We start from the raw sequence: 21747 nt of genomic DNA, 5'->3' as shown, positions 1-21747 counted from the left end.
CGCGCGAGGCACCGCAGGGTCTGACCCCTTCAGCAGGCGGGCTGTGGGGGCGGCGCCGCGGGCCGGCGCGCGCCGCCCCACGCGGTCCATTCGGCCAGCGTCGGCCGGGCCGCGGTGAGGTCGGTCGTGATCAGGCCGGTCGGGAAGCGGTCGTCCTGGCGGAACGTGTACTGGAACACGACCGTCACGCGCGGGTCGTTCCACCATGTCACGAGGCGGTCATGGAGCTCGCGGCAGCCCTCCTGCTCGCCGGCGATCGCGCGCGCTCCTGAGAGGTCCGAGGGCGCGGGGCCGACGCCGGTCTCGGTCATCCAGATCGTGTGCGGCTGCGGGCAGCCGCGCGCGGCCAGCGCGTCGGCGACCGGCCCGACCGGATCGGGGCCGCCGATGTAGCCGTGTTGGGACCACACGGTCGAGGCGCACACGACGTCCTGCGGCAGGGCGGCGATGAACTCCTGCACGCTGCTGGTCCTCGCGGTCGGCTTGAGGAGCCCGGCGGTCTCGCCGAGGACGATCTGGTGGTCGCCGCCGGCGCTGGAGAGCGCGGCCTGAAGCGCGCGGACGAGGTCGGCGTAGGGTGCGGCGGCGGCCGTCGGGCTGTCGCTGTCGCAGGCGCCGCGCTGCGGGCTGACGAATGCCGGGTGGTTCGGCTCGTTCCAGGCGCTCCAGTAGTGGAGGTCCGCGCCCTCCTGGGCGGCGGCGGCGAGCACGTCGGCGACGAGCTTCTGGTACGCGGACAGGGCGTCCGCACGCGGCGGGCGCGAGTGCGGCGTGGTGCCGTCGCGTTCGCAGCCGGACGGCGGCGCGGCGGCCCAGTCGGGGGTGCCGGTGAGCACGACCAGCCCCTGCCAGCCGCCCTCCCGCTGGCGCGATGCCAGCGCGCGCAACTGCTCGCGCACGCCCGCCCAGCCGAGGCACGGCGAGAGCTCCCGCATGCAGCCCGCGTTGGGCGTCGAGAGGTCCGCCGGCACGCCCGGGCTCGGCTGGATCGAAGCCCAGTCGATCACGAGCCGGTAGTACGCGGGCCGGATCGCCCCGAGCGCGTCCCGCCACCCCGACCACGGCGGAGGAACGGCGCGCGCGGCCGGCGCCGCGACCAGATTGGGGTTCGGCTCGGTCACGCCGATCGCCAGGCCCTGACCGGCCGCGGGCGGCCCCGCAGGCGTCGCCGTGGGCGACGCCGCCGGCGACGGCGTCGCGGCCGCGGGCGTCGGCGCCGCCACGGAGGCGTCGTCGCGCTGCGCGAGCGCGGCGATCACCGCGACGACCACCATCGCCAGGCATGTGGCGCAGACGAAGCGAGACATCGGCCCTCCGAGGCTACGAGCTCGCGCCGCCGGGCCGGCAGCCTCCGAGCAAGGTCGCAGCGACCAGCGCCGCGCCGGAGGCGCGGCGCAGGCGCATCAGACTGCCGAGACCTCTTCCTCGTCAGCGACGCGGAACGACGAGCCGCAGCCGCAGGCCGCGATGACGTTCGGGTTGTCGACCTTGAAGCCGGCGCCCTGGAGGCCCTCGACGTAGTCGACGACGGCGCCCTTGACATAGGGCAGCGACGGGCCGTCCACCAGGATGCGGAGCCCGTGGTCCTCGAAGACCTCGTCGCCGTCGCGCTGCGTGTCGAACGCCAGCGCATACTGGAAGCCCGAGCAGCCGCCGCCGCGCACGCCGACGCGCAGCCCGGAGGTCTGGATGTCGGCGCTCTGCGAGGAGAGGAACTCCTGGACCTTCTCGGCGCCCTTTTCGGTGAAGGTGATCACGTGTGAATGCTCCCGGGATTGCTCCTGCGCAATGCTTTACGAAGTGTAGCGGCCGCTACGCTTGGAACTTGATGCCATCGACCGACGATCTCAAGCACCGCATCGAGGCTGCCATACCCGGTGCGACGGCCGACGTCACCGACCTCACCGGCGGCGGCGACCACTTCCGCGCGACCGTCACCGCGCCGGAGTTCGCCGGTCTGAGCCGCATCGAGCAGCACCGCCGCGTCTACGCGGTGTTCGGGCCCGAGATCGGCGGTCCGATCCATGCCCTGTCCCTCGTCACCAAGGCGGACTAGTAGTGAGCGACACCAGCAACCCCATCCGCGACGCCATCACCGACGCGATCGGCGAGCACGAGGTGATCCTCTTCATGAAGGGGACGCCGGAGCAGCCCCGCTGTGGCTTCTCGGCACGCACGGTGGCGGCCCTCGACTCCCTCGGGGCGTCGTTCGCCGCCGTCGACATCCTCCCCGACCCGCGCATCCGGGAGGAGCTGTCGGCCATCTCCAACTGGCCGACGATCCCCCAGCTGTTCGTGAAGGGTCAGCTGGTCGGCGGCTGCGACATCGTCACCGAGATGTACGAGTCGGGCGAGCTGGCCCAAGTGCTCGGAGTCGAGCAGCCGGCGCCGATTCAGATCGAGAACCGGCTCTGACCTTCAGCCGGTAGGCCAGCAGCACGACGGCGACGCTCCCCAGCCCCCACCCGAGCTGGGGACGCACGTCGTCGACGAGCGCCATCGCCGCGATCACCACGACGATCGCGGCGATCGCGAACCACGTCAGGTACGGGTACAGCCACATCCGCACCTCGAGCCGCTCCGGCGCCTCGCGCTCCAGCCGGCGCCGCATGACGAGCTGCGAGACGCAGATCGCCAGGTAGACGAACAGCGCGACCGAGCCGGACGAGTAGAGCAGGAAGAGGAAGACCTTGTCCGGAGAGATGACGTCCGCGATCACGGACACGAAGCCGATCGAGGTCGCGATCAGGATCGCGCGCGCGGGCACGCCGCGGCGGTTGAGCTTGACCATCCACCGCGGCGCGTCGCCCCGGCGGGCGAGCGCGAAGTTCATCCGCGAGGCGACGTAGAGCCCGGAGCGTTCAGGCACGAGAGGACGGCGGTCAGGACGATCGCGTTCACGCCGATCACCCCGCCGAGCGAGATCATCATCACGTGGCGGCGCTTGAGGCCGCTCTGCAGCCCACCCGTGTCCTCGTCCATGCCATCGGACTACCCGGTCGTCGCCGTCATCCACCATCTGCGTCAGCCGTTCCTCGGCCACGCGGCGCACGCGCTGCGCGACGTCGAGCTGGTCGAGCACTTCGGGACGCTGCCCGCGCTGGACGACGTCGACGGGATCGTCTCGCTCGGCGGCGAGGAGTCCGTGGTGGGCGGCGGGCTCGAGGCCGAGGCGGCGCTGCTGCGCGAGGCGGTGGCGCGCGACGTGCCGGTGCTCGGCGTCTGCCTGGGCGCGCAGGTGCTGGCGCACGCGCTCGGCGGCCGGGTCGTCCGGCGCCCGCGCCGGCTGGTCGCCTGGGTGCCGCTGACCGGCGCGTGGGAAGGCGCGTACGGCCTTCACTGGAACGAGGACGGCTTCGAGCCGCCGCGGGGCGCCGTCGAGCTGTCGGCGCGGCCGGACGGCTTCGGCGAGGCCTTCCGCGTCGCGCGCGCCGTCGGCGTCCAGTTCCATCCCGAGGTCGACGCCGCCGCACTCGAGGGCTGGTACGCCGCCTGGGGCGACGTGCTCGCGCCGGCGGGCGTGACCGAGGCGGACGCCCGCACCGCGGACGCCCGCCATCTCCCCGGTCAGGCGGCGCTCTCTGAGGCGATCTTCGGCGACTTCGCGCGCAGCGTGCGCTGACGCGGCGCGGCCGGGACGGCGATCCACTCGGCGTCGCTCATGCGGGCGACGCGCAGGCCGATCGAGCCGATCGCGAGGACGAGCAGCGTCGCGCCGGCGGCCGCCGGCAGCAGGCCGGTGCCGGACGCGAGCGGGGCGAACCAGCCGAGGAAGATCGCGAACGGGACCCAGCCTCGCGCGATTCCGGCGCGCCAGGTCGCGACGCCGAGCAGCGTCAGCCCGAGCACCGTGCCGCCGATCGCGGGGATCGCGAGCGCCACCATCCCGGCGCCGCCGACCGAGTCCGAGATCGCGACCGACTGCGAGCGCGGCAGGCCCTGCGCCAGCGCGAGATCGTAGAAGTCGGTCACGAGCAGTCCGGGCAGCGAGCCGAGGCCGATCAGGGCGAGCACGCCGCCGACATGGGTCAGGCGCGGCGTCGCGCGGCGCGCGAGGTGGAACATCGCGAGCGCGGCCGGGAGCAGCAGCAGGTAGCCGAGGTGCAGCAGGATCGCGGCGACCTGAGCCTGGTCAGGATGCGCGGCGAGCGCGTCGTGGTAGGAGGCCGTCGTCGCCTCCTTCTCCCACGGCGTGGCGAGCATGCCGGCGAGCGTCACGAGCGGGCCGCCCACGAGGGCGACGACGGCCGCCCTGCGGGCGAAGCGGTCGGTATCGGAGAGCATGAGGCGAAGCTACGTCCGCGCGCACGGCTCGTCATCGGCCGCGGCGGCGATTCGCGCTCCGCCGCGCGGCGGACGCGACGATCCCCCGCGCGGTGGATGAGCGCCGCGTGATGCGCCGGTACCGTGGCCGCACCGTGGAGCGCACCCAGCGAACCGACGCCGCGATCGCCGCCGCACTGCTGCTGCTCGGCGTCTTCGAGGCACTGATCCGCGACGACGCGAACCAGTGGCTCGCGTCCGCGCTGGTCAACGCGACCGCCGTGTTCCTGCGCCGCCGCCGGCCGATCGGCGCGCTGCTGGCCGTGATCGCCGTCCAGGCGCTCGTGCACGACGCGACGTACGACACCGACCCGCTGTCGCCGTTCCTCGCCGAGCTGATCCTGCTCTTCACCGTCGGGTACCAGCTGCACGCGCGCCCGGCGCTGCTCGGCCTCGGCGCCGCCGTCGTCTACGTGGCGCTCGACTACGGCTCGGGCCGGATCGACCAGATGACCCAGGGCGCGGCGCAGATCGGCTTCTACCTGCTCGCCTGGGGCGGCGGCCGCGCCATCCACGCGCAGGAGGCGGGCCGGCGCGCCGCGGAGGTCCACGCGGTGCGGGCGGAGGAGCACGTCGCCGAGGAACGCGCGAGGATCGCGCGCGAGCTGCACGACGCGGTCGCGCACAGCGTGTCGGTGATGGTGCTGCAGGTCGGCGCCGTGCGGCGGCTGCTCGGCGACGAGCGCCCGCGCGAGCGCGAGGTGCTCGAGGGCGTCGAGGGACTCGGCCGCCAGGCGGTCGGCGAGCTGCACCGGATGCTCGGGATCCTGCGCCAGGCCGATGCCGGCGCCGAGCTGTCGCCGCAGCCGTCGCTGCGGCGCGTGGACGAGCTGGTCGAGCAGGTGCGCGGCGCCGGGCTGGACGCCTCGCTGGAGGTGTCCGGTGAGCCCGCCGAGCTGGCGCCCGGGCTCGACATGAGCGCGTACCGGATCGTCCAGGAGGCGCTCACCAACGCGCTGCGCCATGCGCCCGGAGCGCGCGTGACCGTGTCCGTCCAGTACGGTCGCGACCTGGTGCTCGAAGTGATCGACGACGGCGCCCGCGGGAACGGGCACGCTCCTCCCGGATCCGGCCACGGGCTGGTCGGCATGCGAGAGCGCGCGGCGCTGTACGGCGGGTCGCTCGAGGCCGGGCCGCGCGAAGGGCGCGGCTTCGCGGTGCGGGCGGTGTTGCCGCGGTGACGCGTGTCGTGGTCGCCGATGACCAGGCGCTCGTCCGCGCGGGGCTGACGATGGTCCTGGAGGCCGAGCCGGACATCGAGGTCGTCGGCGAGGCGGCCGACGGGCACGAGGTGCTCGACGTCGCGCGCCGCGCCGCTCCGGACGTGGTCCTGATGGACATCCGCATGCCCGGCCTGGACGGCCTCGAGGCCTCGCGCCGCCTGCTGGCGGGCTCCGAGCCGCCGAAGGTCCTGGTGCTGACGACCTTCGACGAGGAGGAGTACCTCTACGAGGCGCTGCGCGCGGGGACGTCCGGCTTCCTGTTGAAGGTGTCCCCGCCCGAGCAGCTGATCGGCGCGATCCGCACCGTCGCGGCCGGCAACGCGCTGATCGATCCCGCGGTCACGCGGCGCGTGATCGAGGCGTTCGGGCGGCGCGTGGCGGCCAAGCCGCCACCGCCGGCGCTGCAGGAGCTGACGGCGCGCGAGCTCGAGGTGCTCGGGCTGCTCGCGCGCGGGCGCTCCAACCAGGAGATCGCGTGCGAGCTGATCGTCGGCGACGCGACGGTCAAGACGCACGTCGCGCGCGTCTTGATGAAGCTCGGGCTGCGCGACCGCGTGCAGGCGGTCGTGTTCGCGTACGAGCACGGGATCGTGACCCCGGGGGACGATGCCTGAGCCTGACGTCGTCGCGTACGTGCGGGCCGCCCTGCCGGCCCCGCCGGCGCGCGTACTAGAGGTCGGCGCGGGCGACGGCACGCTGGCCGCGGCGCTGCGCCACGCCGGCTACGACGTCGTCGCGATCGACCCGGCCGGATCGCCGCCGGTACTGCCGGTCGTCCTACAGGACTACGACGCCCCGCCGCGCTCCTTCGACGCCGCGGTGGCGATCGTCTCGCTGCATCACGTGACGCCGCTCGGGCGCTCGCTGCGCCACCTCGCCGGGCTCCTGCGGCGGGGCGCGCGGCTGGTCGTCGACGAGTTCGACGGCTGGGCCTACGACGAGGCCGCGGCGCAGTGGTGGCTGTCGCACACGGGCGAGGACATGACGCCGGGCGACATGATCGCCGGCCTGCGCGAGCACGTGCACCCGCTGACCGCGATCCGGGAGGCGCTGACGGCGTGGTTCGACGTGGGCCTGCCCGTTCCCGGCGCGTACCTCTACCGCTGGAAGCTCGACCCCGCGCTGCGAGGCGAGGAGGAGGCGCTGATCGCGTCCGGGACGCTGCCGGCGACCGGCGCGCGGTTCGTGGCGGTGCGGCGGTGAACGCGCGCGCCCTGGGTCGCGCCACGCTCGCGCGGCAGCTGCTGCTGGAGCGCGCATCGCTCGACGTGGTCGAGGCGGTCGGGCGACTTGGCGCGCTGCAGGCGCAGGAGGCGCGGCCGCCGTTCGTGGCGCTCTGGTCGCGGCTGGGGGACTTCCCGGCGGGCGAGCTGATCGACGCGCTCGCCGCCAAGACGCTCGTGCGCGGGACGCTCATGCGCGGAACGGTGCACCTCGCGCGCGCGAAGGACTTCCTGCGCTGGCAGCCGCTGCTCGCGCCGCTCGGCGTCGAAGGCCTGCGCAAGGTCGTGGGCGCGCGGCTGGACGGCGCCGACGTCGACGCCGCGGTCGAGGACGTGCGCGCTCTGTTCGCGAGCGCGGACGAGCTCTCGGCCGACGAGGTCCGCGACTGGATCGCCGAGCACCGGCCCGGCGAGGACACGCGCGCCGTCGCGCGCATCGCGCTCTACTCGCTGCCGCTGGTGCGGGTGCCGGACGGCGGGCGCTGGGGCTTCACCCCGAAGTCGCGCTTCACCGACTCCCGGCACTGGCTCGGCCGCGAGCCGCGCGCGGATGCCGCGGCGCTGATCCGCTCCTACCTCGCCGCCTTCGGCCCGGCGACGGTGCGCGACGCCCAGCAGTTCCTCGGCGGCGGCGACTGGCAGGACGTCTTCGACGAACTGGAGCTCGAGCGCTTCGGCAAGCACTACGACCTGCCCGCCGCGCCGCGGCCGGGCGAGGACGCCGAGGCGCCGGTGCGCTTCCTGCCGGACTTCGATTCGCTGATGCTCGCCCACGCGGACCGCTCGCGCGTGATCGCGGACGAGCACCGCAAGGCGCTGACCACCAAGAACCTGCGCGTGCGGGCGGTCGTGCTCGTCGACGGGATGGTCGCGGGGTTCTGGAAGCTCGAGCGCAAGCGGGTCGTGGTCGAGCCCGTGCGGAAGCTGCTCAAGCGCGAGCAGGCGGCCGTGGATGCCGAGGCCGAGCGGCTGGCCGCGTTCGCGGGCTAGCGTTTCGCGAGCCGCCGCGCGCCGGACCCGGCCGGCGAGTAGTCCAGCCCGTAGTGCCGGTAGGCGGCCGCCTCGTCGTCGATCGACAGCTCCGCGTCAGGGTTGAACGACGGCGCCTTCTTGAACTCGCCCTTCGTGCGCTGCACGCGCACGAAGTCGCGGCCGACGCTCGCGTGCGCCAGCGGCACCAGCGTCAGCGACTTGCTCATCAGCCCGGTCTTGACGGCGAGAAACGACGGCTCGTCGGTCTCGCCGTCGTAGTAGACCTCCTCGAGCCTGCCGAGCTTGGAGCCTGCGGTGTCGACGACCTCCTGCCCACGCCAGTCGCTGATGTTCTCCACCGGGATCACGCCAGTCGAGACCTACCCGAGGTCCCGGCGCCGGAAGCGCCGCAGCCCCAGCGCTCCCGTCAGTCGGCGTTCGGTTCGCGTGCCTGCGCGCGGCGCTCCCACAGCGTCCGCTGCTCCTCGAGCGTGAGCCGCCGCCACTTCCGGGCCTTCGGCTGCCAGAGGAACACGTGGACGTCGACGATACTGCGGACGCCGTTCAAGACGCTCAGCGCCTCGCGTGTCCCGGCATCGTCGGCCAACACCGCCCTCGTCATCACGTCGACGATCCTGAAGCGCAGCGACGGCCTGGGCTCCGGCGGCTTCGGCTCGCGCGGCTTGCGCTTGGGCGCGACGAAGAGCGGCTCGACGCGGGGCGCGGGCCTCTTGCGCAGCTTCTCGAGCGGCACCATCTCCGCCCCGGTGCCCTTGGTCTCCGTGTCGAGGACCCAGACCCTTCCCATCGCTTACGAAATGTTAGCCCCTGTTCGGCTCCTAGACGGCCTTCACGAACCCGCAGTCGACCGCGAAGTCCGCGCCGGGTCGGCGCCCGCCTGCGCGGCGATGATGTCGGGGGCGCCGCCCTCGTCGGTCCACCACGGCGACGTGGACGACCTCGCCGTCGAGCGCGTCGAGCTCGGGCGAGCACCGGGCGACTTCACTACGGTGCGCGAGCATGACTGAAGGCATGCTGCTCGTCGGCGGCACCCGCAGCTCGCCGGAGGTCCGGCACGAGGTCGCCGCCGACATCCCCGATCCGGTGATCTGGCTGAGCCGGGGCCGGCAGGACACCGTGTGGGCCTCGCCGCTCGACCTCGAGCCGCTCCGCGCCGCCGGGGCGATCGACGACATGCGCTCCTACGACGAGCTCGGCTACTTCACCCTGCGCGCCGAGCTGCCCGCGCCGGACCTCTTCGCCGAGCTGACCCGGCGCGCCCTCGAAGCCGAGCGGCTCCGGCGCGTGCGGGTGCCCTGGGACTTCCCCATGCGCGTGGCCGACGGGCTGCGCGAGGCCGGCGTGGAGGTCATCGCGGATCCGGACGCCTTCGCCGCTCGCCGCCGGGCCAAGCGCGAGTGGGAGCTCGAAGGCATGCGCCGCGCGGCGGTCGCGGCTCAGGCTGCGTTGCTGGAGGCGGCGGCGCTGCTGCGCGCCGAGCCGGACGGGCTGACGTGCGAGCGCATCCGCGAGCGCATGACGGCGACGCTGCTCGCCCACGGCGCGGAGAGCGAGGAGATCCTGATCCACGCCGGCGCCCGGATACCGCAGGGCCATGACCTGGGATTCGGGCCGATCGAGCCCGACCTGCCGGTGCAGATCGACTGCTTCCCGCGCCACCGTGCCAGCGGCCTCTACATCGACATGTCGCGCACCTGGGTGCCGGGGACCCCCGGCGCCGCCGCCGAGCGCCACTGGCAGGACTGCATGGACGCCTACGAGGTCGCGGTGCGCGATGCCCGGCCCGGCGTCGAGGACCTCTACGCCCGCGCCTGCGACGTGCTCGAATCCCGCGGCCACCCCACCCAGCGCCGGCCGGGCGAAGGTCTCCAGAAGCCTGATCGCGGCTTCATGTTCTCGCTCGGCCACGGCGTCGGGCTCGAGGTCCACGAGGCCCCGTCGCTCGGCCGCCGCCCCGATCCGCTGGCCGAGGGGGACACGATCGCCGTCGAGCCCAGTCTGGGATACGAAGGCACCGGCTTCGTGATGATCGAAGAGACCGTCCAGGTGACGCCCGGTGGCGGGCGCTACCTCGTCGAGCCGCTGCCGTTCGGCCTTCGCCTGCCCGGCGGCGGGTGAGCGTGACCGCACCGGGGGACCTCATCTGGCCCAACGCCGAGAGCGCCGCCAACTCGGACCCGTGGCTGATCGCCAATCACGACCGCATCCGGCTGCTGCAGCCGCGGGTCCTCGCGGTCAACTTCGTCCACGGCCTGAGCGAGCCGGAGGCCCGCCGCAAGCTCGAATCGTTTTGCGCGGCGCTGCGCGAGTCGTCGCGCTGGCAGGGGTACCGCTACCCGCAGGCGCCGGCGTTCCTTGACTACCGGATCGTCGCGATCGCCGACCTGTCCGAGCCGCGCGGCGCGCACGACCGCAACTCCGCCCGCTTCCCGCGGACCGCCGACGGCGTCGGCTTCGACTACGGCGCGCTGCACGAGCTGCGGCTCCACGACGGGCTGCGCCTGGCCGAGCTGGCCGAGCGCGGGCTCGTCAACGAGGTGTGGCTGCTCGCCGACCACACCGACCGCAGCGCGCCGTGGGAGACCGTCGAGGTCAAGACCGCGTACGACCACGAGCTGCGGCCGATCGGCTTCGAGCGCCACGCCGGCAACTCCGGCGAGCACAGCGCCCCGTGGATCGGCCGCAGCCTGCGCATCCTGTTCGTCAACTTCGCCCGCGGCGTCGGCTGCGCGATGGAGAGCCTGGGCCACTCGCTCGAACGGATGGCGACGTGCGGCGCGCTCCCGTACTACGAGCGCTACTTCCGGGAGTACGCGATGCTCGACCTGGACCGCCGCTTCGGGCTTCCCTTCGAGTCCCTCTACCTGCGCGGCCCGCACCCGGTCGACTACCCGACGCCTACCACCATGCGCTACCGCACGGGCTGGCGCCGGCACCGCGTCGAGGGATACGTGGCGAGCGGCGGCAACGTCCACTTCATGCCCAACGGCCGCTGGGACTACGACCTCGAGAATCCGGCGCCGGTCCTCTCGACCATCGAGACCTGGCGCCAGCCGCGGCAGGAGGCGCGCCCGTGGACGCCCGCCGTGCTGGAGTCCTACCGGGACCTGGCGCCCGACTGCATGGGCCGGTGGGTCCTCTACTGGCGCCAGAACATGCCGGGCCTCGACAACACCGCCCTCGACGACGACGGCCGCCCGATGAAGAACTGGGGGCCGTTTCTGTTCTACTGAGTCAGCGCGTCCAGCCGGCGCTGCAGGAACTCCCGCTCGACCGGGCTCTCCGTGCGCGCCAGCGCCTCGCGGTAGGCGTCCGCGGCCTCCCCCGCGCGGCCGAGCCGGCGCAGCAGGTCCGCGCGCGTGGCGTGGAAGAGGTGGTAAGCGTCGAGATCGAGCGCGCCGAGCAGCTCCAGCGCGCGCTCGGGCCCCTGCACCTCGGCCACGACCACGGCGCGATTGAGCGCGACCACCGCGGTCGGCGACACCTCGTAGAGGCGGTCGTAGAGCCAGAGGATCCGCGCCCAGTCAGAGCCGCGCGCGTGCTCGCACGCGATCGACGCCTGCACGAGATAGGGCCCGATCCGCCCCAGCCGCCACGCCCGTGCCACGAGCGTCATCCCCTCGGCGATCTCCGCGCCGTCCCACAGCGCGCGGTCCTGGTCGGCGAGCAGGGCGAGCCTGCCCTCGGCGTCCACGCGGGCCGCGCGCCGCGAATCCTGTAGGAGCATCAGCGCGAGCAGGGAGAGCGCCTCCGGCTCATCCGGCATCAGCGCCACGAGGACGCGTCCCAGCCGGATCGCCTCCGCGCACAGCGGCTGGCGCACCGGCGGTCCGTAGCCCGCGTTGAAGACGAGGTAGACCGTCGCGAGAACCGACCTCAAGCGCTCCGGGAGGTCGGCGTCGCGCGGGATCTCGTACCGGATGCCCGCCGCCCCGATCTTGCGCTTGGCCCGCACGATGCGCTGCGCCATCGCCGCCTCGCTGACGAAGAACGCGCGCGCGACCTCGCCCGTCGTCAGCCCGCCGAGCGCGCGCAGAGTCAGCGCCACGCGCGCCTCGGGCTCGAGCGCGGGGTGGCAGGTCGTGAAGATCAGCCGCAGGCGCTCATCGGGGATCGGACTCACGAGCTGCGCTTCGTCGTCCTCGTCGTCGCCCCCGCCCAGCGCCCGCAGCTCCGCCTCCAGGGCGGAGCGGCGCGCGGCGAGCCGCTTCTCGCGCCGCAGGCGGTCGATCGCGCGGTTGCGCGCGGCGGTCACGATCCAGGCCGCCGGGTTGTCGGGCACGCCGCGCGAAGGCCAGCGCTCCAGCGCGATCAGGAACGCGTCCTGCACCGCCTCCTCGGCGCGGTCGAGATCGCCGAGGATGCGGGCGAGGACGGCGACCGCCTGTCCCGACTCGCGCCGGAACAGGTGGTCGAAGAGGACGCTCTGCGGTCCCGTCAGGACGTCGCCGCCTGGCCGGCGCTCTGCCCGGCCTCGATCGCCTCGAAGTTCATGATCGGCCGCACCTCGATCGCGCCCGTCTTGGCCTCGGGGATCTGCGCCGCCCAGTTGAGCGCGTCGTCGAGGTCCTTGCACTCGAGCAGGTAATAGCCGCCGATCTGCTCCTTGGTCTCCGCGTACGGGCCGTCGGTGAGCAGGCGCTCGCCGTCGCGCACGCGGACCGTCGTGGCGGCGCTCGTCGGCTCCAGGCCCTCGCCGCCGAGGAACACCCCGGCCTTGCTGGAGTCCTCGCCGAACTTGCCATGCGCCGCGAAGATCGCGCCGATGTCCTCCGGCGAGGCGTTCGTGTAGAGGGACTCGTCGTTGTAGATGATCGCCAGGTACTTCACGGCATCCTCCTTGTGCAGTCGTCCGCGGCGCCAGCCGCCGCGGTCCGACCCTACGACGCCCGGATGAGCCGCGCTCGACAAGCATGGCGCGTAGACGCTCGTGGACGACCCGGGATGTACGCTCCCGCGATGCCGCCGGTCAGTCTCGTAACCGACACCACGCAATATCTGCCGCGCGAGGTGATCGAGCGCCACTCGATCCACCTCGTCTCCCTGTACGTCAACTGGAACGGACGGACCGACCGCGAGGCGGACCTCCCGGACTACGACGCGTTCTACGACTACCTGCGCTCCGGGGCCGACCTGCCGAGCACCTCGCAGCCGTCGGTCGGCGACTTCCTCGCCGTCTATGAGCCGCTGATCGAGCGCGGCGACGACATCCTCTCGATCCACCTCTCGGGCGGCATCTCGGGCACGGTGCACGCGGCCGAGCAGGCGCGCCAGGCGCTGCTCGAGCAGGGTGTGGACGAGCACCGGATCGCCGTGATCGACTCGCGCAGCGGCTGCGCCGGCCACGGCTTCATGGCGCTCGCCGCCGCCAACGCGCCCGGCGGGCTGGCCAAGAAGGCCGCGGCGGCGCACGCGCTGCGGGAGGACCTGCAACTGCTGGTCGCCGTCGACACGCTCGAGTTCCTGCGCCGCGGCGGGCGGATCGGCGCGGCGCGCGCGTGGATCGGCGCGACGCTGAAGGTCAAGCCGATCCTGACGATCGAGGGCGAGATGCAGCCCGTCGAGCGCGTGCGCACGTCGGCCCGCGCGTTCGAGCGCCTGATCGAGCACCTCCGGCAGCGCAAGGAGGACGGCTGCGACGCCTTCGGCGTGCAGCACACCAGCGCGCCGGAGGTCGCGGAGCGGCTGGCCGAGCGCGGGCGCGAGATCTACGGCGCCGACCCGGTGATCCTCTCGGAGATCGGGCCTGTGATCGGAACCCACACCGGACCCGGGCTGCTGGGCGTCGCGGGCCTGCGCAGCGAGCTGCTCGGCACCGTCTGAAGGATTCCTGAGGCCCTGCTTGAATGCCGGGCGGATGGGCGTCCACATCGATCCGCCGAAGGAACCGCTGGTCGTCCGGAACGTCCCGACGTACTCGCTGCAGACGATCGTGCGCACGATGCTGGCGGCCGTCTGCCTCGCGTTCGCGCTGTATCTCGTCTACCTGCTGCGCAAGCCGATCAGCTGGGTCCTGATCGCGATCTTCCTCGCGGTCGCGCTCGCGGGTCCGGTCAACCGGCTCAACGCCGTGATGCGGCGCGGCTTCGCGATCGCGCTCGTCTTCCTCGGGCTGCTGGCGGTCCCGATCGGGATCGCCGCGCTCGTCGTGCCGCCGCTCGTCACGCAGGGCAACAACCTGATCCAGAACCTGCCCAGGTACGCCCGGGACGCGCAGGACTTCACGCAGAAGAACGCGACGCTGCGCAAGCTCGAGAGCGACTACAACATCACGCAGAAGCTGCAGCAGCAGGCGGAGAAGCTGCCCGCGCGGATCGGCGACGCCGCGACCGTGCTCGGCAACATCGGCCTCGGCCTGGTCAACTCGCTGTTCGCGCTGTTCACGATCCTCGTGCTGACGGCGTTCCTGCTCGGCAGCGGCAGGGTCTGGGTGAGCCGCATGCTGGAGCTGCGACCACCCGAGGAGGCCGCGCGCATCCGCAAGGCGCTCGACCACATGGCGCGGACGGTCGGCGGCTACGTCGGCGGCGTCCTCGCGCAGGCGACGCTCGCCGCCGTCACGGCGTGGATCGTGCTCACGATCCTCGGCGTCCCGTTCGCCGCCGCCCTGGCGATCATCATCTTCTTCGCCGACCTGATCCCGCTCGTCGGCGCGACGCTCGGCGCGATCGTCGTCGGCATCGTCACGCTGTTCAGCGACTTCCCGACGGCGACGATCGTGTGGGCGATCTTCTCGATCGTCTACCAGCAGCTCGAGAACACGCTGATCCAGCCGCAGATCCAGCGGCGCGCCGTCAATGTGCACCCGTTCATCGTGCTCGTCGCCGTGCTCTTCGGCTCGACGCTGCTCGGCGTGCTCGGCGCTCTCGTCGCGATCCCGGTCGCGGCCTCGGTGCAGATCGCGATCCGCGAGTGGTGGGACTATCGCCACGAGCAGAGCATCCAGCAGCTCGCGGGGACGACGCAGATCGCGCCGCCCCCGGAGCGGGAGACCTAGCGACGGCTGGAGCGCCGGCCCGTGAGCAGGCCGGTGAACGCGGCGATGCCGCCGCCGAGGACGAAGCCCGTGACGGCCGCGCCGATCATGATCTCGCGCTGGTGCCGGCGCAGCTGCCCGCGCCAGTCGGTCGCCTTCGTGAGCTCGCCGCGCAGCTGCTCGACGGCGACGCCGAGCTCGGCGCGGTTGGCCTCGATCGATTGCCGGATCTCCTCCGGCGAGCGGGCGGGGCTCACCGCGCGGTTCCTTCCGGCTGCTGGAGGGTCCGCTTGATCAGCTGCGCCTCTTCGATCGCCATCTGCGGCGTCGGGGGCACGCTCCGCTTGAACAGCCGCGCGGCCATGAACCCGGCGAGCCCGCCGAGCAGGAACAGCACGCCCGCGACGACGAGATAGCCGAGCCACGCGCCCGCGCCGATCAGGTCCGCGAACCCGAGCGCGAGGAAGTGCAGGAAGTAGATGAGCCCGAAGACGATGAAGATCCCGGCGGAGGTGCCGATCGCCGCCCCTCGGGCGAGGCCGCTGGCCTTCTCGGTCAGCTCCGCCTTGGCGAGCGCGATCTCCTCGCGGACGAGCAGCGAGGACCTCTCCGCGACCTCCTGGATCGCCTTGCCGAGCTCGGATGTCTGCTGGTCGGTCATGTCTAGTCGAAGATCCGCTTGAGGACGCGCGCGGCGACGAACGCGCCGGCGAACGCGAGGCCGATCTGGACCTCTGGGCGATCCAGCGGACCCTCCTCGGCCGGCGCCGGCGGCTGCGCATACGGCTGCTGCGCCGCCGCGGCGGCCGCGGGATCGGTGCTCGACCCGATTCCGGGCGACGTGAGCTGCGTGCCGCTGAGCCGCGCCGGCTCGGCCCGCGCGGTCTGCGCGCGCAGCCGCGCGGCCTCCTCGGCGTGGCGGCGCGCCTCCTCCGCCTCGGCCGCGGCCTGCTCGGCCCGCTCGCGCGCCTTGCGCTCCTTGCGCGACAGCTTCTCCTCGGTCTGCTCGGCCGACTCCACCTGCTCGTGCGCCTTCGAGGTCTCCTCCTCGGCGCGGCGCGCGGCGGTCTGCGCGACCTCTGCGCGCACGTCCGCGGCGCGCGCCTCGGCGCGCGTGCGCTGCGCCTGGGCCTCCGCCTCGGCGGCAGCCGCCTGCGCCTCCGCGCGCGCGGCCGTGGCGCCGAGGCCGGAATGCTCGGCGTCAGGCAGGGAGTCCATCTCCTGCGTGCGCTGCGGGTCGTCGTCCTCTCTCACTCGGGCGGATCCTCCCCGAAGATGCGGCGGAAAACCAACGCGGCGACCCGTGTCGTCACGATCGAGGCCAGGGCGCCGATGCCGGCGACGAGGCCGGACCAGGCGAGGCGCTTGACGAGTTCGTTGTCGGACATGGCGGCGGAGTCTATGCGGCAAGGCCGTCGCTGATCGTCTCGACGAGGTGCGCCTTGGCGCGGTCGTAGGCGTCCTCGCCCTCTTCGAGCGTGCCGAAGATCCAGCCGGTGAGCACCTGCTCGAGCGCGCCGTAGAACGTCGCCGCGGCGAACTCGGCGGGGATCTCGGTGCGGAACTCACCTGACTGCTGCGCCTTCTCCACCACGCCCTGGATGAGCCCGTAGGCCTCCGTGATCTTCCCGAGATGGGCGGCGCCGAACGAGTTCGCCGCGCGCGTGACCTCGACGATGATCACCTTCATCAGGTCGGGATCGTGACGGTAGGAGTCGATGATGAAGCCGGCGATCGCCTCGAGCTTCTGGCGCGCCGGGATGTCGTGGGCGTCGGTCTCGCGGATCGCGTCCAGCAGCACGTCCCAGCGCTCGAGGAACAGCGTGTCGAGGACCTGGTCCTTGGACTGGAAGTAGTGGTAGACGAGCCCATACGCGACGCCCGCCTCGTCGGCGATGTCCGACACGCGGCACATGTGGAAGCCCTGGCGCGCGAACACGCGCACGGCGGCGTCGAGGATGAGCCGCCGCTTGTCGACCGAGGCCTGCCTTGGCGCGGCCACTAGGCCGGGACCTCCGCGGGCCACCGGTACGCCTCTGGGCGGCGGTTGGCCAGCGAGGGCAGCGTGCGGCGGATCTCCTGCTGGCGCTCGAGGTCGAGCTCGGCGATCACGAAGGTCTCCTTGTCCGGCGCCTGGGCCAGCACGACGCCCCAGGGGTCGACGATCATCGAGCGCCCGCCGGAGCGATAGCCGGGCGCGTGCTCGCCGACCTGGTTGGCGGCGACCATGAACGCCTGGTCCTCGATCGCGCGGGCGCGCAGGAGGACCTCCCAGTGCTCGCGCGTGGTGGCGAGCGTGAAGGCGGCCGGGACGGCGATGACCTGTGCGCCCCGGACCGCGAGGATCCGGTACAGCTCGGGGAAGCGCAGGTCGTAGCAGATCGTCAGGCCGAGGCCCGTGCCCTGCGCCGTCTCGCTCAGCACGATCTCGTCGCCGGGCGCTTCGCGCTCGGACTCCCTGTAGACCTTGCCGCCGACCTCGACGTCGAACATGTGGATCTTGCGGTACGTCGCCTTGATCTCGCCGTCGGGGCCGGCGTGGATCGAGGTGTTCGCGCCGCGGTCGCCGCCGGTGCGCTCGGAGAACGAGCCGGCCACGAGGTCGATCCCGAGCTCGCGCGCGAGGTCCGAGGCCCAGCGCAGGAGCGGTCCGTCGTACGGTTCGGCGGCGGCGATCGTCTGCTCGGGCGTCCCGAGCACCGGCCACTTCTCGGGCAGGACGACGAGCTCGGCGCCGTCGCGGGCGGCGGCGCGCGTGAGGCGGTCCGCGGCCTCGAGGTTGCGGTCGCGATCAGGTGTCGACTGCAGCTGGACGGCGGCGGCGCGCATGGGCAAGGTCTCCTTCGCTACCGGATTGACCGGTCAGTCAATGAGCATATCGTCCGGGCATGAGCCTCCCGACGCGATGGTGCCGGCTGGGTGCGTTCAGCGCCCGCGCGATGGCGTGCGTCGCGTGGGCCGAGGTGGGGCCGGCGCGGGTGTCGTGGTGGGTGGTCTGGGACCGCGAGCGCGGCGTCCTGACGGAACGCCACCGGCGCTCGTGGCGCGGCGTCGCGGTGACGCGCAAAGGGGCGCGCGTGGACGGCGTGCTGTCGCTGCGCGTCACGCCCGGGCGCTCGATCGAGGCGACGTCGCGCTACGGCGGCGAGACCTGGACGCGCAAGACGCCCGGGCTACGGCGTGATGGAGCGCCACGAGGCGCGGTGGTGACGGCGCGAGACGGCGCGACCGGGGACGCGCGGCTCCGGCGCTGATGGCCGAGGCGGTCTCCTTCGTCGCGCTCGCGGCGGCGCTCGTCGCCGCGGTCGTCCGGCACGAGCGGGCGCCGGAGGCGGTCGTGGCGCTCGCCGGAGCTGCCGTGCTGATCGCCGCCGGGTTCCTGTCGTGGGACGACGCGCGCGACGAGGCGGCCGACCTCGTCCCGACGCTCGTGGTGCTGGCCGCCCTGCTCGTGCTCGGCGACGGCTGCGAGCGGGCCGGGCTGTTCGACGCGCTCGCCGCGCGGATGGCGGTGGGCGCGCGCGGCTCGGGCACGCGGCTGCTGGCGCTGGTGTTCGCCGCGGCCGCGGGCGTGACGGCGGTGCTCGGGCTCGACGCGACCGTCGTGCTGCTCACGCCCGCCGCGTTCGCCGCCGCCGCCAAGGCCCGCCTGCCGAGCCGGCCGCACCTGTACGCGTGCACCCACCTCGCGAACTCGGCGTCGCTGCTGCTGCCGATCTCCAACCTCACGAACCTGCTCGCCTTCCGCGCGTCCGGCCTCTCGTTCACGCACTTCGCCGCGCTGATGGCGCTGCCGTGGGTCGTCGCGATCGCGATCGAGTGGGCGGCGTTGCGCCGGGCGTTCGCCGACGATCTCGCGGCGACCGCCACCGCACCGCCGCACGTCGATGCGCTCCCGCGCCTCCCCCGCGCGCCGCTCGGCGTCCTCGCCCTCACGCTCGCCGGGTTCGTCGCCGCCGGTCCGCTCGGCCTGGACGCGGCCTGGCCGGCGGCGGCGGGGGCGCTCGCGATGGTCGCGTTCGAGGGGACGTCGCTGCGCGCGGTCGACCTCCCCCTGCTCGGCTTCGTGCTCGGCCTCGGGCTGATCGTGCGCACGGTCGCGAGCCACGGCTTCGGCGACCTCGTCGACGGCCTGCTTCCGGACGGCGCGGGGCTGCTCGCGCTGCTCGGGGCGGCGGCCCTCGCGGCGCTGCTCGCGAACCTGCTCAACAACCTTCCCGCGCTGCTCGTGCTCCTGCCCGCCGCGGCGGCCGCCGGGCACGCGACCGTGCTCGCGGTCCTGATCGGCGTCAACGCGGGGCCGAACCTCACCTACACCGGCTCGCTCGCGACGCTGCTGTGGCGGCGCGTGCTGCGCGAGCGCGAAGCCGAGCCGCCGCTCGGCGAGTTCCTGCGCCTCGGCGCGCTGACGGTCCCCCCGATCCTCGCGCTCGCTACCTTCGCGCTGTGGCTGGTCGTATGAGGGTGGCGATCTCGCGTCGCTGGGAGCAATCGCCCACGGGGCGATGCTCCCGGGCGAGGTGACGCGATGCGGATCCTGGCCTGGATCACCGCGGTCGGGTGGGAGTCGTGCGTCGACGCGCTGGCCGGGCTGCCCGCGCGCGAGATCACGCTGCTGCACGTCGCCGATCCCATCGTCCACGGCGCCGGCCTGCTCGGGCGCCACCCGCCGCCCGACCACTACGGGCAGCTCGCTGTCCTCGCCGCGAACGAGCTGCTCGACGCCGCGGCAGAGCGGCTCGGCGCGACGCCCGCGACCGTGCACCGCATCGCCGCGACGGGCCGCCCGGAGGAGATCGTGACCGGTGCGTGTTCGGGCGCGGACGTGCTGGTGCTCGCACGCAGCGGCCGCCGGCCCGGCCCGCACTCGCTCGAGCACGCCACGCGGTTCATCGTCGACCACGCGCCGTGTACGGTGGTGCTCACGTGGCCGTGAGCATCCTCCCGTGAGCGCGACGCTGCCGCCCGGCCCGAAGGGGCCGCGCGCCCTTCACACGCTGGGCTGGGTCACGCGGCCCGGCCCGTATGCGGCCAGGCTGCGCCGCCGCTTCGGCGACACGTTCACCCTGCGGATCGCCAACGAAGCCGACTGGGTCATGGTCTCCCATCCCGACGCGGTCCGGCAGGTGTTCACCGGCGACCCGAGCGTCCTGCACGCCGGCGAGGGCAACGCCGTGCTCAAGCCGCTGCTCGGCCCGCGCTCGGTGCTGCTGCTCGACGGCGCCGACCACATGAGCGAGCGCAAGGCGATGCTGCCGGCGTTCCACGGCGAGCGGATGCAGGCCTACGGAGACCTGATCGCGCAGATCGCGCGCCACGAGGTCGCGAGCTGGCCCGCGGAGGAGCTCGCGATCCGCCCGCGGATGCAGGCGCTGACGCTCGAGGTGATCATGCGCGCGGTCTTCGGCGTGCGCGACGAGCGCCTGCGCCGGCACGTCGCCTCGCTGCTGGACTGGACGACCGATCCCGCGCGCCTGCTGCTCGTCATCCTCGCCGGCCCGCAGCGGGTCGGCCCGCTCTTCCAGCGCGTGCGCACGCCCGTCGACGACCTGCTCACGCGCGAGATCGCCCGCCGCCGTGAGGCGCCGGACCTCGAGGAGCGCGACGACATCCTCTCGATGCTGCTCGCGCATTCGGGGATGGACGACGCGACGCTGCGCGACGAGCTGATCACGCTGCTCGTCGCCGGCCACGAGACGACCGCCACCGCGCTCGCGTGGGCGCTGGAGCGCCTCGCCCGCCACCCCACGGCGTGGGAGCGGCTGCGCTCGGGCGATGAGGACTACCTCGACGCCGTGGTCAAGGAGACGCTGCGCCTGCGGCCCGTGATCCCGATCGTCCTGCGGCTGTTGAAGGCGCCGATGGAGGTCGCCGGCTACGAGCTCCCGGCCGGCGTCGCGGTCGCCCCGAACATCCTGCTGATGCACACGCGCGCGGACGTCTATCCCGAGCCGCGCGCCTTCCGCCCCGAGCGCTTCCTCGAGCAGCCCGCCGGCACCTACACGTGGATCCCGTTCGGCGGCGGCGTCCGCCGCTGCCTCGGCGCGAGCTTCGCGCTGTTCGAGATGAAGGCGGTCCTGCGCGAGATCGCCGCCGGGATCGAGACGCTGCGACCGGACCGGGCCGGCTCCGAGCGCGTCACCCGCCGCGCGGTGACGCTCGTCCCCGCGCGCGGGGCGCGGGTCATCGTCGCGCCACGAACAGCGCCTGCGCGCCGCGCGCAACCGGTCCCGACAGGTCGCTGAGCACGGAGCTCGCGAGCCCCGCCTCCTCGACCTCGGTGCGTGCCTCGAGGCACACCCACTCGCCTGCGGGCGGCCGCAGGAGGTGGACCGACAGCTCGGTGTTGACGAAGACGTACCGGTTCCACGCGAGCGCGGCCGAGACGCCGTTGCCGGAGTCGGCGACGACCAGCACGCGCTGGAGCGGGGTCGGCTCCTTCCCCTCGACGACCTGCACGAGCAGCTTCGTCCAGACCTTCGCCGGCCCCGGCACGAGCCAGCCGCCCTCCGCCCAGCGCCACTCGACCGCGCGCGCGTAGCCGAACTCGCCGAATCCGGGCGGCGAGGGCTGCGCGGTCGCGGGGAGCGGCGGCGGCACGTGCGCCGGCGCGACGCGCTCGTCCGCCCGCCGCACGCGCCACGCGCGCGCCGTGACGACCGTCCTGCCCCCGGCGCGCAACTCGGCCGCGAGCAGCTCGACCGAGCGCCCCGGTCGCTCGACCTCCACCGCGACCTCGACCTCGCCGAGCGGGATCGGGGCGAGGATCTCCAGCGTGATCCGCGCGAGCGCCATGTCGGCGCGCGTGTCCAGCATGCCCGCGAGGAGCGCCGCCGCCGGCCCGGCGTGCTGGTGGCCCGGGTCCCACGGGCCCACGGTGTGCTCGGTCGCGCGGAAGCGCCCGTTGCCGAGCGCGACGAAGAACGCGCCGGTCATTACGTCACCTCGCCGGGGAGAATCGCCCCCTGGGCGATTGCTCCCAGCGACGCGAGCCCTCTGGGCGAGTCGT

At 73.5% G+C, this 21747-nt stretch carries 31 protein-coding genes; 15 read left to right on the top strand and 16 right to left on the bottom strand.

Annotated elements, in window-relative coordinates; genetic code table 11:
• Nucleotides 1-29: 29 nt before the first annotated feature.
• Together H958_RS0113550 and H958_RS0113540 are read right to left on the bottom strand one after the other, a co-directional pair.
• A complete protein-coding gene (locus H958_RS0113550) occupies nt 30-1307 on the bottom strand; it encodes a hypothetical protein (protein ID WP_156027966.1) in 1278 nt (425 codons plus the stop codon).
• Nucleotides 1308-1403: 96 nt separating this feature from the next.
• Nucleotides 1404-1757 carry a HesB/IscA family protein gene (locus H958_RS0113540; protein ID WP_028059065.1) on the bottom strand — a complete coding sequence of 118 codons (354 nt, stop codon included), beginning with the start codon at nt 1755-1757 and terminating at the stop codon, nt 1404-1406.
• A 71-nt stretch (nt 1758-1828) separates the two neighbouring features.
• Here H958_RS0113540 and H958_RS0113535 point away from each other — a divergent pair, with 71 nt between their 5' ends.
• Together H958_RS0113535 and grxD are read left to right on the top strand one after the other, a co-directional pair.
• Nucleotides 1829-2056, top strand: coding sequence for a BolA/IbaG family iron-sulfur metabolism protein (locus H958_RS0113535; RefSeq protein ID WP_028059064.1), 228 nt, complete (start codon nt 1829-1831; stop codon nt 2054-2056).
• A gap of 2 nt (nt 2057-2058) precedes the next feature.
• Nucleotides 2059-2415 (top strand): Grx4 family monothiol glutaredoxin, encoded by a 357-nt coding sequence (gene grxD, locus H958_RS0113530; protein ID WP_028059063.1) that lies wholly within the window; start codon nt 2059-2061, stop codon nt 2413-2415.
• Here the strand turns inward: grxD and H958_RS37110 are convergent.
• Both H958_RS37110 and H958_RS47520 read right to left on the bottom strand, forming a co-directional pair.
• Nucleotides 2330-2869: an amino acid permease gene (locus H958_RS37110; protein ID WP_196807343.1), complete on the bottom strand. Its 540-nt coding sequence runs from the start codon at nt 2867-2869 to the stop codon at nt 2330-2332. The genes grxD and H958_RS37110 overlap by 86 nt on opposite strands.
• Nucleotides 2830-2982: a hypothetical protein gene (locus tag H958_RS47520; RefSeq protein ID WP_196807342.1), complete on the bottom strand. Its 153-nt coding sequence runs from the start codon at nt 2980-2982 to the stop codon at nt 2830-2832. The genes H958_RS37110 and H958_RS47520 overlap by 40 nt, the downstream gene beginning before the upstream one ends.
• On the opposite strand from H958_RS47520, the gene H958_RS37105 reads away from it, so the two are divergent.
• A complete protein-coding gene (locus tag H958_RS37105; RefSeq protein WP_051324220.1) occupies nt 2981-3622 on the top strand; it encodes a type 1 glutamine amidotransferase in 642 nt (213 codons plus the stop codon). The genes H958_RS47520 and H958_RS37105 overlap by 2 nt on opposite strands.
• On the opposite strand, the gene H958_RS0113510 is transcribed toward H958_RS37105, so the two are convergent.
• Entirely contained in the window at nt 3568-4284 is a 717-nt protein-coding gene (locus tag H958_RS0113510) for a hypothetical protein (RefSeq protein WP_028059061.1), read from the bottom strand. The two genes, H958_RS37105 and H958_RS0113510, sit on opposite strands and share 55 nt — an antisense overlap.
• Before the next feature lie 92 nt (nt 4285-4376).
• On the opposite strand from H958_RS0113510, the gene H958_RS37100 reads away from it, so the two are divergent.
• From H958_RS37100 to H958_RS0113490, 4 genes are read left to right on the top strand one after another with little or no spacing between them, the layout of a single operon-like run.
• A complete protein-coding gene (locus H958_RS37100; protein ID WP_051324219.1) occupies nt 4377-5504 on the top strand; it encodes a sensor histidine kinase in 1128 nt (375 codons plus the stop codon).
• Complete coding sequence (locus H958_RS0113500) at nt 5501-6160, top strand: response regulator (RefSeq protein WP_028059060.1); 660 nt, start codon at nt 5501-5503, stop codon at nt 6158-6160. Before H958_RS37100 ends, H958_RS0113500 begins: the two co-directional genes overlap by 4 nt.
• Complete coding sequence (locus H958_RS43330) at nt 6153-6749, top strand: class I SAM-dependent methyltransferase (RefSeq protein WP_051324218.1); 597 nt, start codon at nt 6153-6155, stop codon at nt 6747-6749. Before H958_RS0113500 ends, H958_RS43330 begins: the two co-directional genes overlap by 8 nt.
• Nucleotides 6746-7759 (top strand): winged helix DNA-binding domain-containing protein, encoded by a 1014-nt coding sequence (locus H958_RS0113490; protein ID WP_028059059.1) that lies wholly within the window; start codon nt 6746-6748, stop codon nt 7757-7759. Before H958_RS43330 ends, H958_RS0113490 begins: the two co-directional genes overlap by 4 nt.
• On the opposite strand, the gene H958_RS0113485 is transcribed toward H958_RS0113490, so the two are convergent.
• Both H958_RS0113485 and H958_RS0113480 read right to left on the bottom strand, forming a co-directional pair.
• On the bottom strand, nt 7756-8109 hold the full coding sequence (locus H958_RS0113485; RefSeq protein WP_028059058.1) for a PRC-barrel domain-containing protein: 354 nt from the start codon (nt 8107-8109) through the stop codon (nt 7756-7758). The two genes, H958_RS0113490 and H958_RS0113485, sit on opposite strands and share 4 nt — an antisense overlap.
• A gap of 59 nt (nt 8110-8168) precedes the next feature.
• Nucleotides 8169-8549, bottom strand: coding sequence for a hypothetical protein (locus H958_RS0113480; protein WP_028059057.1), 381 nt, complete (start codon nt 8547-8549; stop codon nt 8169-8171).
• 212 nt (nt 8550-8761) lie between these two features.
• On the opposite strand from H958_RS0113480, the gene H958_RS43325 reads away from it, so the two are divergent.
• Together H958_RS43325 and H958_RS0113465 are read left to right on the top strand one after the other, a co-directional pair.
• On the top strand, nt 8762-9880 hold the full coding sequence (locus H958_RS43325) for a M24 family metallopeptidase (RefSeq protein WP_081685855.1): 1119 nt from the start codon (nt 8762-8764) through the stop codon (nt 9878-9880).
• A complete protein-coding gene (locus H958_RS0113465) occupies nt 9877-10995 on the top strand; it encodes a hypothetical protein (RefSeq protein WP_028059055.1) in 1119 nt (372 codons plus the stop codon). The genes H958_RS43325 and H958_RS0113465 overlap by 4 nt, the downstream gene beginning before the upstream one ends.
• Here H958_RS0113465 and H958_RS0113460 read toward each other — a convergent pair.
• A complete protein-coding gene (locus H958_RS0113460) occupies nt 10989-12203 on the bottom strand; it encodes an RNA polymerase sigma factor (protein WP_028059054.1) in 1215 nt (404 codons plus the stop codon). The genes H958_RS0113465 and H958_RS0113460 overlap by 7 nt on opposite strands.
• The gene (locus H958_RS37085) at nt 12200-12592 is read right to left on the bottom strand and encodes a YciI family protein (protein WP_051324298.1); all 393 of its coding nucleotides are present in this window, start codon (nt 12590-12592) and stop codon (nt 12200-12202) included. Before H958_RS37085 ends, H958_RS0113460 begins: the two co-directional genes overlap by 4 nt.
• Before the next feature lie 129 nt (nt 12593-12721).
• On the opposite strand from H958_RS37085, the gene H958_RS0113450 reads away from it, so the two are divergent.
• Complete coding sequence (locus H958_RS0113450) at nt 12722-13585, top strand: DegV family protein (RefSeq protein WP_028059053.1); 864 nt, start codon at nt 12722-12724, stop codon at nt 13583-13585.
• Between the two features lie 34 nt (nt 13586-13619).
• A complete protein-coding gene (locus H958_RS37080; protein ID WP_051324216.1) occupies nt 13620-14759 on the top strand; it encodes an AI-2E family transporter in 1140 nt (379 codons plus the stop codon).
• Here the strand turns inward: H958_RS37080 and H958_RS37075 are convergent.
• Genes H958_RS37075 through H958_RS37065 form a run of 6 tightly spaced genes read right to left on the bottom strand, consistent with a single transcriptional unit; the run spans nt 14756 to nt 17567 of the window.
• Nucleotides 14756-14995: a DUF3618 domain-containing protein gene (locus H958_RS37075; protein WP_037410098.1), complete on the bottom strand. Its 240-nt coding sequence runs from the start codon at nt 14993-14995 to the stop codon at nt 14756-14758. The two genes, H958_RS37080 and H958_RS37075, sit on opposite strands and share 4 nt — an antisense overlap.
• A complete protein-coding gene (locus H958_RS37070; RefSeq protein ID WP_051324215.1) occupies nt 14992-15399 on the bottom strand; it encodes a phage holin family protein in 408 nt (135 codons plus the stop codon). Before H958_RS37070 ends, H958_RS37075 begins: the two co-directional genes overlap by 4 nt.
• A 2-nt stretch (nt 15400-15401) precedes the next feature.
• Nucleotides 15402-15992 (bottom strand): hypothetical protein, encoded by a 591-nt coding sequence (locus tag H958_RS0113430; protein ID WP_028059052.1) that lies wholly within the window; start codon nt 15990-15992, stop codon nt 15402-15404.
• A complete protein-coding gene (locus H958_RS46260) occupies nt 15989-16126 on the bottom strand; it encodes a hypothetical protein (protein WP_156027964.1) in 138 nt (45 codons plus the stop codon). The genes H958_RS0113430 and H958_RS46260 overlap by 4 nt, the downstream gene beginning before the upstream one ends.
• Nucleotides 16127-16137: 11 nt before the next feature.
• Entirely contained in the window at nt 16138-16740 is a 603-nt protein-coding gene (locus H958_RS0113420; protein WP_028059051.1) for a TetR/AcrR family transcriptional regulator, read from the bottom strand.
• Nucleotides 16740-17567 carry a carbon-nitrogen hydrolase family protein gene (locus H958_RS37065; protein WP_037410097.1) on the bottom strand — a complete coding sequence of 276 codons (828 nt, stop codon included), beginning with the start codon at nt 17565-17567 and terminating at the stop codon, nt 16740-16742. Before H958_RS37065 ends, H958_RS0113420 begins: the two co-directional genes overlap by 1 nt.
• 59 nt (nt 17568-17626) lie before the next feature.
• Here H958_RS37065 and H958_RS0113410 point away from each other — a divergent pair, with 59 nt between their 5' ends.
• The 4 genes from H958_RS0113410 (at nt 17627) to H958_RS37055 (ending at nt 20983) form a co-directional block, all read left to right on the top strand.
• The gene (locus H958_RS0113410; protein WP_028059050.1) at nt 17627-17992 is read left to right on the top strand and encodes a hypothetical protein; all 366 of its coding nucleotides are present in this window, start codon (nt 17627-17629) and stop codon (nt 17990-17992) included.
• Nucleotides 17992-19200, top strand: coding sequence for an SLC13 family permease (locus H958_RS0113405; RefSeq protein WP_028059049.1), 1209 nt, complete (start codon nt 17992-17994; stop codon nt 19198-19200). The genes H958_RS0113410 and H958_RS0113405 overlap by 1 nt, the downstream gene beginning before the upstream one ends.
• 66 nt (nt 19201-19266) lie before the next feature.
• On the top strand, nt 19267-19674 hold the full coding sequence (locus H958_RS37060; RefSeq protein ID WP_037410095.1) for a universal stress protein: 408 nt from the start codon (nt 19267-19269) through the stop codon (nt 19672-19674).
• Nucleotides 19675-19684: 10 nt separating this feature from the next.
• Nucleotides 19685-20983: a cytochrome P450 gene (locus tag H958_RS37055; RefSeq protein WP_196807340.1), complete on the top strand. Its 1299-nt coding sequence runs from the start codon at nt 19685-19687 to the stop codon at nt 20981-20983.
• Here the strand turns inward: H958_RS37055 and H958_RS0113390 are convergent.
• A complete protein-coding gene (locus H958_RS0113390) occupies nt 20922-21674 on the bottom strand; it encodes a thioesterase family protein (protein ID WP_028059048.1) in 753 nt (250 codons plus the stop codon). The genes H958_RS37055 and H958_RS0113390 overlap by 62 nt on opposite strands.
• Between the last annotated feature and the right edge of the window lie 73 nt (nt 21675-21747).

It is taken from the genome of Candidatus Solirubrobacter pratensis (genome assembly GCF_000425945.1).
Classification (GTDB): domain Bacteria; phylum Actinomycetota; class Thermoleophilia; order Solirubrobacterales; family Solirubrobacteraceae; genus Solirubrobacter; species Solirubrobacter pratensis.
Note: the sequence above shows the minus strand (reverse complement) of the source record. Positions and strands in the feature narration are given on the sequence as shown.

Bases quoted from the DNA above. Each gene is read 5' to 3' on its own strand.
- H958_RS0113550 (WP_156027966.1), bottom strand. From the start codon at position 1,307: ATGTCTCGCTTCGTCTGCGCCACATGCCTGGCGATGGTGGTCGTCGCG.
- H958_RS0113535 (WP_028059064.1), top strand. From the start codon at position 1,829: ATGCCATCGACCGACGATCTCAAGCACCGCATCGAGGCTGCCATACCC.
- H958_RS37105 (WP_051324220.1), top strand. From the start codon at position 2,981: ATGCCATCGGACTACCCGGTCGTCGCCGTCATCCACCATCTGCGTCAG.
- H958_RS47520 (WP_196807342.1), bottom strand. From the start codon at position 2,982: ATGGACGAGGACACGGGTGGGCTGCAGAGCGGCCTCAAGCGCCGCCAC.
- H958_RS0113510 (WP_028059061.1), bottom strand. From the start codon at position 4,284: ATGCTCTCCGATACCGACCGCTTCGCCCGCAGGGCGGCCGTCGTCGCC.
- H958_RS43330 (WP_051324218.1), top strand. From the start codon at position 6,153: ATGCCTGAGCCTGACGTCGTCGCGTACGTGCGGGCCGCCCTGCCGGCC.
- H958_RS0113480 (WP_028059057.1), bottom strand. From the start codon at position 8,549: ATGGGAAGGGTCTGGGTCCTCGACACGGAGACCAAGGGCACCGGGGCG.
- H958_RS43325 (WP_081685855.1), top strand. From the start codon at position 8,762: ATGACTGAAGGCATGCTGCTCGTCGGCGGCACCCGCAGCTCGCCGGAG.
- H958_RS0113450 (WP_028059053.1), top strand. From the start codon at position 12,722: ATGCCGCCGGTCAGTCTCGTAACCGACACCACGCAATATCTGCCGCGC.
- H958_RS37080 (WP_051324216.1), top strand. From the start codon at position 13,620: ATGGGCGTCCACATCGATCCGCCGAAGGAACCGCTGGTCGTCCGGAAC.
- H958_RS37070 (WP_051324215.1), bottom strand. From the start codon at position 15,399: ATGACCGACCAGCAGACATCCGAGCTCGGCAAGGCGATCCAGGAGGTC.
- H958_RS46260 (WP_156027964.1), bottom strand. From the start codon at position 16,126: ATGTCCGACAACGAACTCGTCAAGCGCCTCGCCTGGTCCGGCCTCGTC.
- H958_RS37065 (WP_037410097.1), bottom strand. From the start codon at position 17,567: ATGCGCGCCGCCGCCGTCCAGCTGCAGTCGACACCTGATCGCGACCGC.
- H958_RS0113410 (WP_028059050.1), top strand. From the start codon at position 17,627: ATGAGCCTCCCGACGCGATGGTGCCGGCTGGGTGCGTTCAGCGCCCGC.
- H958_RS0113405 (WP_028059049.1), top strand. From the start codon at position 17,992: ATGGCCGAGGCGGTCTCCTTCGTCGCGCTCGCGGCGGCGCTCGTCGCC.
- H958_RS37060 (WP_037410095.1), top strand. From the start codon at position 19,267: ATGCGGATCCTGGCCTGGATCACCGCGGTCGGGTGGGAGTCGTGCGTC.
- H958_RS0113390 (WP_028059048.1), bottom strand. From the start codon at position 21,674: ATGACCGGCGCGTTCTTCGTCGCGCTCGGCAACGGGCGCTTCCGCGCG.